Source organism: Pseudarthrobacter sp. NIBRBAC000502771 (assembly GCF_006517215.1).
Lineage (GTDB): Bacteria > Actinomycetota > Actinomycetes > Actinomycetales > Micrococcaceae > Arthrobacter > Arthrobacter niigatensis.
On sequence record NZ_CP041187.1, the window covers coordinates 3,929,133 to 3,942,707 of the forward strand.

At 67.0% G+C, this 13,575-nt stretch carries 14 protein-coding genes; 3 read left to right on the forward strand and 11 right to left on the reverse strand.

Translation table 11 applies throughout. The features are described 5' to 3' along the window. Nucleotides 1-99: 99 nt before the first annotated feature. Nucleotides 100-486: a DUF1844 domain-containing protein gene (locus tag NIBR502771_RS18285; RefSeq protein WP_141160947.1), complete on the forward strand. Its 387-nt coding sequence runs from the start codon at nucleotides 100-102 to the stop codon at nucleotides 484-486. Between the two features lie 68 nt (nucleotides 487-554). On the opposite strand, the gene NIBR502771_RS18290 is transcribed toward NIBR502771_RS18285, so the two are convergent. The 8 genes from NIBR502771_RS18290 to NIBR502771_RS18320 form a co-directional block, all read right to left on the reverse strand. After that, on the reverse strand, nucleotides 555-1,871 hold the full coding sequence (locus tag NIBR502771_RS18290; RefSeq protein WP_141160948.1) for an MFS transporter: 1,317 nt from the start codon (nucleotides 1,869-1,871) through the stop codon (nucleotides 555-557). Nucleotides 1,872-1,929: 58 nt separating this feature from the next. Then, entirely contained in the window at nucleotides 1,930-2,814 is an 885-nt protein-coding gene (locus NIBR502771_RS18295; protein WP_141160949.1) for an SseB family protein, read from the reverse strand. 21 nt (nucleotides 2,815-2,835) lie between these two features. Then, complete coding sequence (gene priA / locus NIBR502771_RS18300) at nucleotides 2,836-3,582, reverse strand: bifunctional 1-(5-phosphoribosyl)-5-((5-phosphoribosylamino)methylideneamino)imidazole-4-carboxamide isomerase/phosphoribosylanthranilate isomerase PriA (protein WP_141160950.1); 747 nt, start codon at nucleotides 3,580-3,582, stop codon at nucleotides 2,836-2,838. Between the two features lie 84 nt (nucleotides 3,583-3,666). After that, nucleotides 3,667-3,825: a hypothetical protein gene (locus NIBR502771_RS20790; protein WP_168223112.1), complete on the reverse strand. Its 159-nt coding sequence runs from the start codon at nucleotides 3,823-3,825 to the stop codon at nucleotides 3,667-3,669. Then, on the reverse strand, nucleotides 3,826-4,584 hold the full coding sequence (gene hisH, locus NIBR502771_RS18305) for an imidazole glycerol phosphate synthase subunit HisH (RefSeq protein ID WP_141160951.1): 759 nt from the start codon (nucleotides 4,582-4,584) through the stop codon (nucleotides 3,826-3,828). It abuts the gene before it with no gap. Continuing rightward, nucleotides 4,581-5,207 carry an imidazoleglycerol-phosphate dehydratase HisB gene (gene hisB, locus NIBR502771_RS18310; protein ID WP_141160952.1) on the reverse strand — a complete coding sequence of 209 codons (627 nt, stop codon included), beginning with the start codon at nucleotides 5,205-5,207 and terminating at the stop codon, nucleotides 4,581-4,583. The genes hisH and hisB overlap by 4 nt, the downstream gene beginning before the upstream one ends. A 61-nt stretch (nucleotides 5,208-5,268) precedes the next feature. Further along, nucleotides 5,269-6,387 carry a histidinol-phosphate transaminase gene (locus tag NIBR502771_RS18315; protein ID WP_141160953.1) on the reverse strand — a complete coding sequence of 373 codons (1,119 nt, stop codon included), beginning with the start codon at nucleotides 6,385-6,387 and terminating at the stop codon, nucleotides 5,269-5,271. 61 nt (nucleotides 6,388-6,448) lie between these two features. Then, nucleotides 6,449-6,799, reverse strand: coding sequence for a LysM peptidoglycan-binding domain-containing protein (locus NIBR502771_RS18320; RefSeq protein WP_141160954.1), 351 nt, complete (start codon nucleotides 6,797-6,799; stop codon nucleotides 6,449-6,451). A 357-nt stretch (nucleotides 6,800-7,156) separates the two neighbouring features. On the opposite strand from NIBR502771_RS18320, the gene lexA reads away from it, so the two are divergent. After that, complete coding sequence (gene lexA, locus NIBR502771_RS18325; RefSeq protein ID WP_141160955.1) at nucleotides 7,157-7,891, forward strand: transcriptional repressor LexA; 735 nt, start codon at nucleotides 7,157-7,159, stop codon at nucleotides 7,889-7,891. A 47-nt stretch (nucleotides 7,892-7,938) separates the two neighbouring features. On the opposite strand, the gene NIBR502771_RS18330 is transcribed toward lexA, so the two are convergent. Beyond that, nucleotides 7,939-9,996 (reverse strand): ATP-dependent DNA helicase, encoded by a 2,058-nt coding sequence (locus NIBR502771_RS18330; RefSeq protein WP_141160956.1) that lies wholly within the window; start codon nucleotides 9,994-9,996, stop codon nucleotides 7,939-7,941. Further along, nucleotides 9,989-11,569: a GTPase HflX gene (hflX, locus tag NIBR502771_RS18335; RefSeq protein WP_141160957.1), complete on the reverse strand. Its 1,581-nt coding sequence runs from the start codon at nucleotides 11,567-11,569 to the stop codon at nucleotides 9,989-9,991. The genes NIBR502771_RS18330 and hflX overlap by 8 nt, the downstream gene beginning before the upstream one ends. Before the next feature lie 437 nt (nucleotides 11,570-12,006). Between hflX and NIBR502771_RS18340 the strand changes: the two genes are divergently transcribed. Further along, on the forward strand, nucleotides 12,007-12,630 hold the full coding sequence (locus tag NIBR502771_RS18340; RefSeq protein WP_141160958.1) for a class I SAM-dependent methyltransferase: 624 nt from the start codon (nucleotides 12,007-12,009) through the stop codon (nucleotides 12,628-12,630). Here the strand turns inward: NIBR502771_RS18340 and dapF are convergent. Continuing rightward, nucleotides 12,602-13,546, reverse strand: a complete 945-nt coding sequence (dapF, locus tag NIBR502771_RS18345) for a diaminopimelate epimerase (RefSeq protein WP_141160959.1) — start codon at nucleotides 13,544-13,546, stop codon at nucleotides 12,602-12,604. The two genes, NIBR502771_RS18340 and dapF, sit on opposite strands and share 29 nt — an antisense overlap. Nucleotides 13,547-13,575 lie beyond the last annotated feature (29 nt).

Here is a 13,575-nt window from a genome sequence, read left to right on the forward strand (position 1 = left end):
AAATTCCCGTCAACGCCGCGAAGCGCTGCTGGGAACCTGATCGTTTAGGACAATCCCTGAAATAACTACATCCAGTCGGTCTGTGTCAAGCTTACCAGTATGAGCACCCCAGACAGTAATTCATACGTCTTCGAGCCCGGCGACGCAGGCGCAGACGTCTCACAACAGATCCGCGACATCTCCGAAGTTCCCGCCATCGAGGTCATCACCACGGCGGCCGTGCACCTGATGAGCGCCGCAGCGGTGAAGCTTGGCCTGGCCGAAGAGGACAACGCAGCCGAACTCAAGGACCTCGACGAGGCCCGGAAGCTGATCACCGCACTGGCCGGCCTCGTGACCGCGGCCGCCCCGGAAATCGGGTCCCAGCACGCCGGACCCTTGCGCGACGGCCTGCGGTCCCTGCAGTTGGCCTTCCGCGAAGAGTCGCTGATTCCGGATGCACCGGGCAAGGGTCCGGGCGAAAAGTTCACCGGGGCAGTCAACTAAAGCCCAACTCCCCCAAGCACCGTCCGACGGCGGGACGCCCCCTTTGCGGGCCGTCCCGCCGTCGCATTTTAAAGCGGCTGGCCGGGAGACCCAGGGGCCGGCCTGCGGCGCCGCTGCTGAAGCGCGAGCCCGACGACGCAGAGCACCACGCCGGCGGCTCCGACGGAGACGAAACCGCCGGAAGGGCCCATGACGTCGATGAAGACCCCGGCCAGCGGCGAACCGAACGCAACTCCGGCGGTCAACGCGGAGCCGTACCAGCCCATTGCCTCCCCCCGCCGCTCCTCCGGGACCAGCTCCGCGACCTTTTCGGAGGCCGCGGACAGCACAGGGGCGCACAGCAGCCCTGGCAGGACGGAGACAAAGGCAAGCGTCCAGGTGTCGTGGGCGAAGGCCATGGGCAGGGTCAGCGCGGCCATGCCGAGCAGCAGGAAGATCGGCGGAATGGGCCGGTGCATGGCCCCGTAGACCAAACCGCCCACCACCGAAGCCGCGCACCAGAAGACGAAGACGATCCCGATCTCGCTCTGGTGGCCGTCGATTTCCAGCGCGGCCACAATGCCGACGTCGGTGCCGCTGAGGACCATTCCGGCGCCCGCGGCAACGGCGAAGAGGGCCGCGACTGTTGCGGTGAACCAGGAAAAGCCGCCCGCCAGTCTTCCCCTGAGGCCCTGCGCGGCGCTGGTGGCCGCCCCGGCGGGCGCCAGTTCCGCGGCGGCTTCCTGCACATGCCCCGGGGCCGTGGACACCACCGCGGCCTCGGCGGCATGCTGCTCATCCGCCGCGCACTCCAGGCTCAGTCCTTCGCTGCGGGTGGGCGGGTTGAACCACATAAGGAACAGGCCGGCCAGCGATGTTGAAACGCCCACCACCGTTAGCCCTGCGGTGGTGAAGCCGCTGGTGGCCACCACGGCGCCGGCCGCCGGGCCGATCATGAAGACCACCTCCGTAGTGATGGCGTCGAGGGCAAACGCGGTGCGGCGCTGCTCGCCCTCCGCCAGGACGCCCAGGGATTGCCGGACCACGCTGAAGATGGGGAGCGTGAGCAGGCCGCCGACGAAGACCAGCGGAAGGAGCCACTGGTAGGACACGTGCGGCACCACCGACCAGATCACCGTCTCCGAGATCACCGATGGGATGAGCGCGGTCCGGAGCCCCGCCGTGTCCACGCGCCTGCCGCGCCATGGCGCACCCAACGCAATGCCGATGGTCATGACAGCCGCGGCGGCACCGGCGGCGGCATAGCCCTGGCCCAGGGTAAGGACGATGTGCAGGGTGAGCAGAACACCGGCGGCTGAGTGCGGGATCCGGGCAACCATGCCCACCAGCAGCAGCCGGCGGATGGGCCGGACGGCAAGCAACTCCCGGTAGAGAGCGAAATTCACGAAAGCGGTCCTTCAGGATGCGCCGCAGCCCCTTGGGGATCACCCATCCGGCTGGCGGCTAGTCGGGAGCGCGCCTCAGTTTGATTTCCAGGGAATCGACGCGCTCCCCAAACAATACATTCCGGGACCACTCGGCCTGCAGGCCGGCTACCAGATCCTGGACACCGGCCGCGTCCAGGCCGTCCTCGAGGTACAGCACCACCTGCAGTTCCGGCCCGGTACCGCCACCGGGGAGCAGGGACCCGTCGGCCGCCCTGGCGACGACTCCCCTGCCGGGCAACAGTTCGACGCCGCGGACGGCCGCGAAGCCGGCGGCAGCGTTGCCCATTTCGGCGGCGAGGGCCCGGTCACTGTAGGAGGGGGTCCAGGCGTGCTGCTTGGCGAGGGCCCAGACACCGGGGCGGCGCACCACGAAGGTTACATCCGCACCCGGATCCAGTACCAGGAGTTCTGCCCCTTCGGCGACCGCAGAGAGGGCCGCCCGGGCGGCATAGACCGCGACCGGCCGGGCCTCGGGATGCCATGCGGCCAGTGCGGCCGCAGAAGTGAACGCCGGCAGCGCGGTCCTGCCGTCGGCGGCCTTCAGCGTCACCAGCGCCATGTCCGCCTGCTTGTCCGCGTGCAGCCCATGCGCTGTCCCGGCCTCTTCGGCGAGCTGGGCCACGATGGGAATGAACACGCGGGCCGTGGCCAGCGCGGCAACGACGTCCGCCTCGTCGCCCCGCCCCTCCCGGAGCGCGGCAATTGCGGTGAGGTAGCCGGCGTCGGCCGTTCCGTCGTCGTCCTCGAAGTTGTGGATCTTCGCATCATCTCCAGCCAGGCTGCGGCCGGCCCATGGCTGGCCCGCGGAGTCCGTGGCACCACCGGCGCCGGCCAGGGCCGCCGCAATATGGCCGGGGAGTTGGCGGGCGGGAGGGCTTACCGGTTCTTCGGAGCTGGGCATGGCCGGGCTGCTTCCCCGCGCCTACCGGCGGCCGGCGACGTCGAGGGCTTCGGGCAGCGTGAAGGCGCCGGCGTAGAGTGCCTTGCCCACAATGGCGCCTTCGACGCCCAAGGGGACCAGCGAGCGGAGGACTTTGAGGTCGTCCAAACTGGAAATGCCGCCTGACGCCACCACGGGCTTACCGGTCTTCTCCACCATCTGGCGCAGGAGTTCAACGTTCGGGCCCTGCAGGGTGCCGTCCTTGGTCACATCGGTGACTACGTAGCGGGCGCAGCCAGCCTCCTCCAGGCGGCCCAGGACGTCCCACAGGTCCCCGCCTTCCTTCGTCCAGCCACGGCCGGCCAGGGTGGTGCCCCGAACGTCCAGTCCGACGGCGATCTTGTCGCCGAAGCGCTCGATGGCCCGCGCGGTCCAGTCGGGATTCTCCAGTGCTGCGGTCCCCAGGTTGACCCGGGCGACGCCCAGGTCGAGCGCTGCCTCCAGCGTCTCATCGTCGCGGAGGCCGCCCGAGAGCTCTACCTTGATGTCCAGCCGGCCCACCACCTCGCGGAGCAGGTCGGCGTTGGAACCGCGCCCGAAAGCAGCGTCAAGGTCAACCAGGTGGACCCATTCGGCACCCTGCTGCTGCCAGTTCAACGCGGCTTCGAGGGGGGTGCCGTAGCTGGTTTCGCTGCCCGCCTCGCCCTGGACCAGCCGGACGGCCTGGCCGTTGACAACGTCGACGGCTGGCAGGAGTTCAAGTACCGGCAGGTCATGTGCGGTGGTCATACTCATCCTCGGTGTTGGTTCTTCGGTTGGGACTAAAGCGGGGGCGGCCGGCAACCGTTTATGCTCCGTGCCGCCCCCGGACTGTCAATTGCCCGGCAGCGTGAGCAGGTAGGCGGCAACCAGTGACATGGCAGCCAGGGCGTAGAACGACACCTGGAGCCACAGGGGCCTGGCCTGCTGCCGGAACGAGATGCCGCCGCCAATCAGCAGGCCGGCGAGGCCCATCAGGAGTACGGACCACATCTAGGCGCCACTGCCGGCGCTGGCAGGGCCGCCGGAATCGGCGCCGGCCGGCCTGCGCAGGCCCTCCACCCAGTTGCGCAGGAGCCGCGCGCCGGCATCGCCGGATTTTTCGGGGTGGAACTGGGTTGCGCAGAGCGGGCCGTTTTCCACGGCCGCGATGAACGGGCCGCCGTGCTCGGACCAGGTCACCAGTGGCGGTGCCATCCGCGGCTGGATGACTTCGAAGTTCCATTCCTGCACGCCGTAGGAGTGCACGAAGTAGAACCGTTCGTTTTCGACGCCGGCAAAGAGCTTCGAGCCTTCGGGGACCTTGACGGTGTTCCAGCCCATGTGGGGTACGACCTCCGCCGGGAGGGCCTCCACCTTTCCGGGCCATTCACCGATGCCCTGGGCTTCAGTGCCGTGTTCGACGCCGGCTTCGAACAGGACCTGCAGGCCCACGCAAATGCCAAGTACCGGGCGCCCGCCGGCCACGCGCCGGCCGATGAGCCGGATGCCGTCCACGGCCTTGAGTTCGCGCATCACGGTTTCGAATGCGCCGACGCCGGGCACCACCAGGCCGTCCGCGTTCAGGACGTCCTCCGGTTTGGCGCTCAGGATCACTTCCGCGCCGGCGCGTTCCAGGGCACGCACCGCGGACCTGACGTTCCCGGAACCGTAGTCCAGCACCGTGACGGTGGGCTTGCCCTCAGGCGACGGCAGCCTGCGGGACGCCGAGGGGTCGATGATGGCCCCGTCCTTCAGCTCCGGGCCGCTCACAGGGCACCCTTGGTGGAGGGGATGCCCTCAACCCGGGGATCCGGTTCGACGGCGGCGCGGAGCGCGCGCGCAAAGGCTTTGAACTGGGCCTCGACGATGTGGTGGGGGTCCCGGCCGGCCAGCACGTTCATGTGGAGGCAAATTCCGGCGTGCAGCGTGATGGCCTCAAAGACATGGCGGGTCAGGGACCCGGTGAAGTGGCCGCCAATGAGGTGGTATTCCTGGCCGGCGGGCTCACCGCCGTGCACCAGGTAGGGGCGGCCGGAAACGTCCACCACCGCGTTGGCGAGGGCCTCGTCCAGCGGCACCGTGGCCTCGCCAAACCGGCGGATGCCCGCTTTGTTGCCGAGGGCCGTCCGCAGGACTTCACCGAAGGTGATGGCGACATCCTCAACGGTGTGGTGGACGTCTATGTGGGTGTCCCCGGTGGCCTTGACCGTCATATCGATCAGGGAGTGCTTGCACAGGGCCGTCAGCATGTGGTCGTAGAACGGCACCGAGGTGTCGATGTCCGAGACTCCGGTACCGTCCAGGTTGATCTCCACGAGTACCGAGGACTCGCTGGTGGCACGCTCCATGCGGGCGGTCCGGGCTGCAGCCGTATTCGATCCGGTTGAACTCATGGTGAAGGATCCTTTGTGCGAGAAGAAGTGGTTCAAGGCGTCCAGCGCCGCCGTATCAAGTCTAGGCGTGAAGCGCGGCGTGGCCGGCAAGGATGCGTTCTAGGGAGGTCAGGAAGGCTGTGGTTTCCGCCTCAGTGCCCGCCGTGACGCGGAGGTGGCCCGGGATGCCCACATCGCGGATGAGCACGCCGGCGTCAAGGAGCTCCTGCCAGACCTGGTGCGGGTTTTCCAGGCCGCCGAAGAAAACGTAGTTGGAGTCCGATGCTGCGGGCTTGAGTCCCATCCTGGTCAGCTCGGCCACGATGCGGTCCCTCTGCTTCTTGATGTCCTCGACGTCGGCCATCAGCGCTTCGCGGTGTTCGAGGGCCGCCAGGGCGGTGGCCTGGGTGATGGCGGAGAGGTGGTACGGCAGGCGCACGAGACGCAGGGCATCGGCGACCTCGGGGGCTGCGGCCATGTAACCGAGCCGTGCCCCCGCCAGGGCGAAGGCCTTGCTCATCGTGCGGGAGACGATCAGACGTTCACGGCCGGGCAGGAGTGTCAGTGCGCTCGGCGTTCCGTCGTGTGCGAACTCGTGGTACGCCTCGTCGACGATCACGATGGCCTGGCTGTCCGCGCCGGCGTCATAGACGGCTTCCACGACGTCCAGCCCAAGCCCGGTCCCGGTGGGATTGTTGGGCGAGCAGAGGAACACGATGTTGGGCTGGATTTCCTTAACCTGGCGGGCCGCGGACTCTGCGCTGAGGTCATAGCCTTCCGCGCGTTCCCCGGTGATGTACTGCGTGTCCGTTCCGCTGGCCAGCAACGGGTACATGGAGTACGTCGGCGGGAAGCCCAAGGCCGTGCGCCCTGGCCCGCCGAAGGCCTGGAGGATCTGTTGCAGGACCTCATTGGAGCCATTGGCTGCCCACAGGTTGGTTTCGTCGAGCCCATGCCCGAGATATTCCGCCAGGGCCTTCCGGAGCGCGGTGAACTCGCGGTCCGGGTAGCGGTTGAGGCCTGCGGCGGCTTCCGTAACGGCGGCGCTGATGGCGGCCCGCACATCGGCAGGAACCCCATGGGTGTTTTCGTTGACGTTCAGCAGGATGGGGACGTCCAGCTGGGGAGCCCCATAGGGAGTCAGTCCGCGAAGGTTGCTGCGGAGGGGAAGCCGGTTCAGACGTTCTAGCTGCTGGTTCACCTGAACAGTTTAGTTGCCGCGGCAACTACCGGAAAATGTGACGGTTCCCGCGGCTTCCCACTCAGTGGGTGGGAACGAACAGCTGCTGGCCTGGAAGGACGGTGCCGGCGTCAAGGTTGTTGAGCTGGACAATGTCCGCCACGACGTCGCGGGCGTCCCGGCCCGGCGCGACGGTACCGGCAATGGCCCACAACGACTGTCCGGGCTGCACCGTCACGGTAACGGTGGGTGTCACCGCGAGGTCCGCAACCGAATCCGAGGCCTTGGCCGGGGAATGGAAGAACCCGGCGAGTGACAGCAGGAGAACAGCGAGGACTACAAGCGGGACCCCAATCAGGACGATCCTCCCCCGGCGGGTGAGCCGCAGCGGTGCAGGCGATGGTGAAACCTGGTGAAGAGTTAAAGCTGACATGAACTAAGCCCTCCTGGACTTGCCGTGCTGCCCGGGTGTCCGCCCGCAACGCCCTTGCCGTTCCAAACCGCCGCCGGGCACATCTTCCGGCCGGGTATTCGAAGGAGGCATCTGCTGGTTAGAACACATATTCGAACTTTGCTGGTTAAGTTTTAGCACCTATCAACGAACATTGTCGAGACTCGCTAGAACAAATGTTTGAAAAACCACTATGGCTGGCCTAGTTTTGGAACCAAGAACAACCACTCCTGAAGTTGACCAGCAGGGTCTGACAATGACAGTGGGAGTCCTTCCACCGGCACGGCGGAAACAGCGCCCGGCGGAAGTTCCGGCGGCAAGCGAAAGGCAATGGCGAATATGGCAGCAGCAGCCGCCGGGGGCAGGACCGCCCCGCAATCCAAGAGGACCACCAAAGGGCTGACGCCCCGGCAGAAGAAGATCCTCGAGACCATCCAGCGCTCCGTTAACGAGAACGGGTATCCGCCGTCCATGCGGGAAATCGGCGACACGGTCGGCCTTGCAAGCCTGTCAAGCGTGACCCATCAGCTCTCGCAGCTGGAAAAGCTGGGCTATCTTCGGCGCGACCCCAAGCGGCCCCGTGCCATGGAAGTGTTGATGCCGCTGACGCTGGACGGCGGGGGAAAGAGTGCGGGCACGTCCCGTGCGCCCCAAGCCGCAGGGGACAGCGCCACCGTCACGGAGCTGCCTACTGCTCTGGATACGGCCATGGTTCCGCTGGTGGGCCGGATTGCCGCCGGCGGCCCCATCCTTGCCGAACAGCTCGTCGAAGATGTCATGCCGCTGCCCCGCCAGCTGGTTGGCCAGGGCGAACTTTTCATGCTGAAGGTGGCCGGCGATTCGATGGTGGATGCCGCCATTTGCGATGGTGACTGGGTGGTGGTGCGGCGCCAGGCTGACGCTGCCAACGGGGACATCGTCGCTGCACTGCTGGATGACGAGGCGACGGTCAAGACCTTCCGCCAGCGCGACGGCCACACCTGGCTGCTGCCGCAGAACACCCAGTACGAACCGATCCTGGGCGACCATGCCACCATCATGGGCAAGGTCGTCTCAGTCCTGCGTTCGCTCTAGCCTGCGCACGCCTGCCCGGCATCCGTGCAGGCGCTATCCGGCCGTTCTCAGGACGCGTCGGCGCCCAGCCTGGTGAGGGCTGCCAGCGCTTTGGCGCGGTCAGTGGTGGCCCAGAACGGCGGGAGGGCGCCGCGCAGGAATCCCGCATAGCGCTCGGTGGCCAGCCGCGAGTCCAGGACTGCCACCACTCCTTTGTCCCCGGTTGACCGGATCAGGCGGCCGGCCCCCTGGGCAAGCCGGATGGCAGCGTGGGTTGCCGAAACAGACATGAAACCGTTCCCGCCGGCCTGCGCCACGGCACGCGAACGCGCCGTCATGAGGGGGTCGTCCGGCCGCGGGAACGGGATGCGGTCAATCACTACCAGCCGGCAGGATCCACCGGGAACATCCACACCCTGCCACAGGGACATGGTTCCGAAGAGGCAGGTGTCCGGTTCGTCCGCGAATTGTTTGACCAGGGCGGTCATGGTCGACTCGCCCTGGCAGAGGACAGTCATGTTGAGCATCGGGCGGAGGGCATCGGCGGCTTCCTCGGCCGCCCGCCGCGAGGAGAACAGGCAAAGCGCTCCCCCGTTGGAGGCCTTGATGAGCGCTTCGAGTTCGGCCAGGGCTTCCGGTGAAACACCTCGGCCGGGCTTGGGCAGGTGGCCGGCAACGTAAAGGATGCCCTGTTTGGGGTAGTCGAAGGGCGAGCCAACATCCACGCCCGTCCAGCTGGGCGCTCCGTCACCGATCAGGCCCAGGCCTCCTGCGGCCGGTTCGAAGGCGGTACCGATCGCAAGGGTGGCAGAGGTCAGCACCACGGTGTGGCCGGCGAAGAGCCCCTCCCGCAGCCTCCCGGCGACGGACAGCGGCGCAATGTTGATCAGGACCGGCGCGCTGTCATCGGGCTGCGAATAGCCTTGGCCGGGATCGAAGGTGCTGGCGCGGGAGAACCACACCACTTCCCGGTTTTCCCGGGCAGCGATCAGCCGCTCGCACAGTTCCAGGATGAGCATCAGCCGGGAACGCGCCAGCTGCCGCCCGCCGTCGGCCGTGGTATTGCTGTCCCCTTTGGAATCGGACAACGCAGCCCTGCACGCTTCACGCAGCTGGTCCACGCAGTCAAGCTGTTCCTCGTTCAGTCCGTTGGGGAGAAGTCCGTTGGGCGCGCCCGCGAGGGCCATTTCCAAGTTGGCAGCTGCGGCGTTCAGGGCGTCAACGGTGATGGCGGTGTGTTTCCGTGCGCCGGAAGCGGCCGCGTGGACCATGGCCACGGACAGCTGCCCGGATACGGCTCCCGTCACACGGTCCTGCAGCTCATGCGCTTCGTCCACCACCACGACGTCGTATTCGGGCAGGACTGCCAGTCCTTCGAACGCGCTGACGGCCAGCATGGCGTGGTTGGTCACCACCACGTCAGCCTCGGCGGCATCCTGCCGGGCGAGCTCGCTGAAGCATTCAGCGGCCATCGGGCATTTCTGGGCGCCGAGGCATTCCATTGAGGTGACGGAAACCTGCCGCCATGCACGGTCCGTCACTCCAGGCAGCAGCTCGTCACGGTCGCCGGTGGCCGTCTTCTCCGCCCATTCGCGGAGCCGCACCACTTCCTTGCCCAGCTGTGACGACGGTCCGCCCACGGAGGCGGCGAAATGCGGAACGCTGGTGTCCTCCCCCAGGGAAAACAGCTGCCCTTCCGACGGTTCCTCGGAAGGGAACCCGCCTTCAAGCTTGTGGCGGCACACATAGTTGGACCTGCCCTTGACCAGTGCAACCTTGACCGGCCGGTCCAACGCCGGCGTGATGTTCTTCAGGAGCCGGGGCAGGTCCCTGCCGACAATCTGGGTCTGGAGCGCCAGGGTCGCCGTGGAGACCAGCGCAGGCTTGTTGCTTTCCAGGGCGTGGGCGATCAGCGGTATCAGGTAGGCCAGCGATTTGCCGGTGCCGGTACCTGCCTGGACCAACAGGTGGTTGCCGGTTTCGATGGCCCTGGCCACCTGGCGGGCCATTTCGTGTTGTCCGGTGCGGCTTTGTCCGCCCATGCCGGCGACGGCGCGGTCGAGCAGTTCGATAACGAACTGCTCGCCCGCCGTCTGCGCAGCTTCGCCGGCTGCGAGGTCAGTCATTGACGACGAATTGTTCCAGTTCGGACGCGAGGCCCTCCCGGACCATCACCGCAGCCCTGGTACCGGCCTCGAGGTGGTCCAGGCTGAGGATCTCGGCGTCGGACTCATGGAGCTTGCTGATCAGGTCCCCGCGCTCGTACGGGATGAGCAGCTCCATCTTGACCGATGGCCGGGGAATGGACTCGCTGATGGCCTTCAGCAATTCCGGGATGCCTTCCCCGGTCCTGGCCGAGACCACCACGTGCCGTGGCTCGCGCTGCTTCAGCCGCTCCACCACAAAGGGGTCCGCCGCATCGGCCTTGTTCAGGACGATGATTTCAGGCACCTTGCGGGCGTCGACTTCGCTGAAGACCTTCCGGACCGCGGCGATCTGCCCTTCCGGGTCGGGGTGCGACACGTCCACCACATGCAGGATCAGGTCCGAGTCCGCCACCTCCTCGAGGGTGGAGCGGAAGGCTTCCACCAGCTGGGTGGGCAGTGAACGGACGAACCCGACGGTGTCCGCCAGCGTGTACCCCAGGCCGTCAGCGGTTTCGGCCTTGCGGACAGTGGGATCAAGGGTGGCGAAGAGGGCATTCTCCACGAGGACCCCTGCGTCGGTGAGCCGGTTGAGCAGCGAGGACTTGCCGGCGTTGGTGTAGCCGGCGATTGCCACGGAGGGCACTTCATTACGACGCCGGTTGGCCCGTTTGGTCTCCCGTGCCGGCTTCATGGCGGCGATTTCGCGCCGCAGCTTGGCCATCCGGGTACGGATCCGGCGCCGGTCGAGTTCGATCTTGGTCTCACCTGGACCACGGGAGCCCATGCCGGCGGCGGCGCCGCCCACCTGGCCGCCGGCCTGGCGGGACATCGACTCACCCCAGCCGCGCAGGCGGGGAAGCAGGTATTCCAGCTGCGCCAGCTCCACCTGCGCCTTGCCTTCGCGGCTCTTGGCGTGCTGGGCGAAGATGTCAAGGATCAGGGCTGTTCGGTCGATGACCTTGACCTTGACGATGTCTTCAAGGCCACGGCGCTGGGAAGGAGCCAGTTCGGCGTCCACCACTACGGTGTCCGCGCCGGTGGCCATGACGATGTCCTTGAGTTCCTGCGCCTTGCCGGAACCCAGGAACGTCCCGGGGTCCGGCTTGTCGCGGCGCTGCACCAGACCGTCGAGGACTTCCGAGCCCGCAGTCTCGGCCAGGGCGGCCAGCTCCCGCAGTGAGTTTTCGGCGTCGGCCAGCGTTCCCTCTGACCAAAGCCCGGCCAGGACCACGCGTTCCAGGCGCAGCTGCCGGTATTCAACTTCGGTGACGTCCTCAAGCTCGGTGGACAGACCCGCCCTGCGGCGCAGGGCGCGGCGTTCCTCGAGGTCCTGCTGGTCGCCGTCGTACGTTGAATGTTCTTCGTCGAGCCGGGAAATGGCTTGGGCCTTGCCAAGCACCGCTTTTCCATTGCCGCTGCTCTCACCGCCGGGCGTGCTGACACTCTTGGCCGGGACGTCCTTGGCGAGGATCCGGTCGATAACAGCCTGGATTTCCTGCGGACTCATGTCCTGGGCGGCTGGATCGGAACCGGTGTTGGGCTGGCTGGTCATGGTCTCCTTTGAAGATTCGGCAATTCCAGAATAGTGCTGATTGCTTGGAAGTTGGAACGTATTCGCGCTGGGCTGACGGCCTGCGGTCATGAAATTCTCCTGGTTGTCTCGCGGCCGGCTGCGATGCCGGGGCCGGGATGCCGCGTCAGAAGAGCGGCAGGGCTAAAAAAGCCGGAAAAATAGCGGGAAGTGCAGCAGGAGGCTGACTTTCGAGTATCGTCCGGCGGCCGGGCAGAACAGATGCGTCTGGCCGGTGCACAAGCGGAAGGCTGAAAAACCTGCATCGCTGCGGGACGGGCTGTCGCTGGAGGACAGGCTGCGGGGACGGGCGTGGCCCGTGCCGGCTACTCGAAGATCAGGAACATGCCATCCAGCGTAGCAGAGGGGGTTCTGCACGGTTTCCCATTACGCTGCAGGGGGAACTACTCTGGCCAGTTATGGAGTCCGCACACTATTTCAGCACGTCCCCCGCCGGCCCCTTTACCCGTAAGCCACTCACGGTGGAGCTGGCCGGCGAGACCCGCAGGCTCCACACCTCCGCGGGAATCTTCAGCCCGGACGGGATCGACAAGGGCACCGCAGTGCTCCTCGCCGATGTTCCGGCGCCGCACCCCCAGGGGAACCTGCTGGATATCGGATGCGGCTGGGGACCCGTGGCGCTCACCATGGCGCTGCTGGCCCCCGGTTCCAAGGTCTATGCCGTGGACGTCAACGAACGCTGCATCACCCTGACCAATGAAAACGCAGCCGCCCTGGGACTGGCCAACGTGGTCGCCAGCACACCCGCGGCCGTGGATCCGGACATCCGCTTCGACACCATCTGGTCCAACCCGCCCATCAGGATCGGCAAGGACGAACTGCACGCCCTGCTCAAACTGTGGCTGCCGCGCCTGGCAGATGGCGGGACCGCGTGGCTGGTGGTGCAGAAGAACCTGGGCTCCGACTCGCTTCAGCGCTGGCTGGCGGCCGAACTGGACGGCTCCTTCACCGTGACCCGCGAGTCCACGTCAAAGTCCTTCCGGATCCTGAAGGTCACGAAAGCGTCCCACTCGCCACAATGACGGCAGGGCCGCTGAGCTCCACGTGCTCGTGGCCGCCGGGACCGGCAAAGAACTTCACGCCCACCACTCCGCCGGGAACGTGGACCCGCCAGGCGTCCGGCGCCTCCGCCCCGGCCCAGTGCCGGATGGCGACGGCGGCAGCGCAGGCGCCGGTCCCGCAGGACTGGGTCTCCCCCACGCCGCGCTCGTGCACCCGCATGGTCACAGAGCCCACACCGTCATGGACCAACGGTTCTGCCGGGACCACGAATTCCACGTTGGTCCCGTTTGCAGGAACGGGATCGACCTTGGGAGCGGTGAAGAGCCGGGTCCCCGTGAGCTCCGAGAGTTCGGCGAGGGCCACCACCGTGTGCGGGTTGCCCATGCTCACGGAGAGGGCCGGCCGGGCAACTTCCAGCCCGTCGGCGGTGACCAGGGAATCCATGGCTTTGGCGCTTGCCTCCCCGGGGAAGATGAACTCCCAGGGTCCCATGTCCACCGCATAGCCGTCTCCGGTGCGGACCACGGTCTTGACCCCGCCGCGGGTGCCGATGGTGAGGGATCCGCCGTCGGGCAGGTCGATCATGCCCTCCGTCCGCAGGAAATGGACGAAGACCCTGACCCCGTTGCCGCACATCTCGGACAGGGAGCCGTCGGCATTGCGGTAATCCATGAACCATTCCGCGTCCGGGGCTTCCGTGAGCAGTTCCCGGCCCTCGGGCAGGAAGCGGGACGGGACCGCCCTGATCAGGCCGTCGGCCCCGATCCCGCGGTGCCGGTCGCACAGCGCCGCGGCCTGGTCCGCGCCGATGGCACGGACGCCCTCGGGGTCGGCCACCAGGACGAAATCGTTGCCGGTTCCGTGCCCCTTGGAAAAGCGGAGCCCGCTCAGCGTGCGCAGGATGGGTCCGGTGGTTTCGGCGGGGGTTGCATTCATGGTCCCAAGCGTAGCGGCGCATGCCGCCG

Bases quoted from the DNA above. Each gene is read 5' to 3' on its own strand.
- NIBR502771_RS18285 (WP_141160947.1), top strand. From the start codon at position 100: ATGAGCACCCCAGACAGTAATTCATACGTCTTCGAGCCCGGCGACGCA.
- NIBR502771_RS18295 (WP_141160949.1), bottom strand. From the start codon at position 2,814: ATGCCCAGCTCCGAAGAACCGGTAAGCCCTCCCGCCCGCCAACTCCCC.
- priA (WP_141160950.1), bottom strand. From the start codon at position 3,582: ATGACCACCGCACATGACCTGCCGGTACTTGAACTCCTGCCAGCCGTC.
- NIBR502771_RS20790 (WP_168223112.1), bottom strand. From the start codon at position 3,825: ATGTGGTCCGTACTCCTGATGGGCCTCGCCGGCCTGCTGATTGGCGGC.
- hisB (WP_141160952.1), bottom strand. From the start codon at position 5,207: ATGAGTTCAACCGGATCGAATACGGCTGCAGCCCGGACCGCCCGCATG.
- NIBR502771_RS18320 (WP_141160954.1), bottom strand. From the start codon at position 6,799: ATGTCAGCTTTAACTCTTCACCAGGTTTCACCATCGCCTGCACCGCTG.
- lexA (WP_141160955.1), top strand. From the start codon at position 7,157: ATGGCAGCAGCAGCCGCCGGGGGCAGGACCGCCCCGCAATCCAAGAGG.
- NIBR502771_RS18330 (WP_141160956.1), bottom strand. From the start codon at position 9,996: ATGACTGACCTCGCAGCCGGCGAAGCTGCGCAGACGGCGGGCGAGCAG.
- hflX (WP_141160957.1), bottom strand. From the start codon at position 11,569: ATGACCAGCCAGCCCAACACCGGTTCCGATCCAGCCGCCCAGGACATG.
- NIBR502771_RS18340 (WP_141160958.1), top strand. From the start codon at position 12,007: ATGGAGTCCGCACACTATTTCAGCACGTCCCCCGCCGGCCCCTTTACC.
- dapF (WP_141160959.1), bottom strand. From the start codon at position 13,546: ATGAATGCAACCCCCGCCGAAACCACCGGACCCATCCTGCGCACGCTG.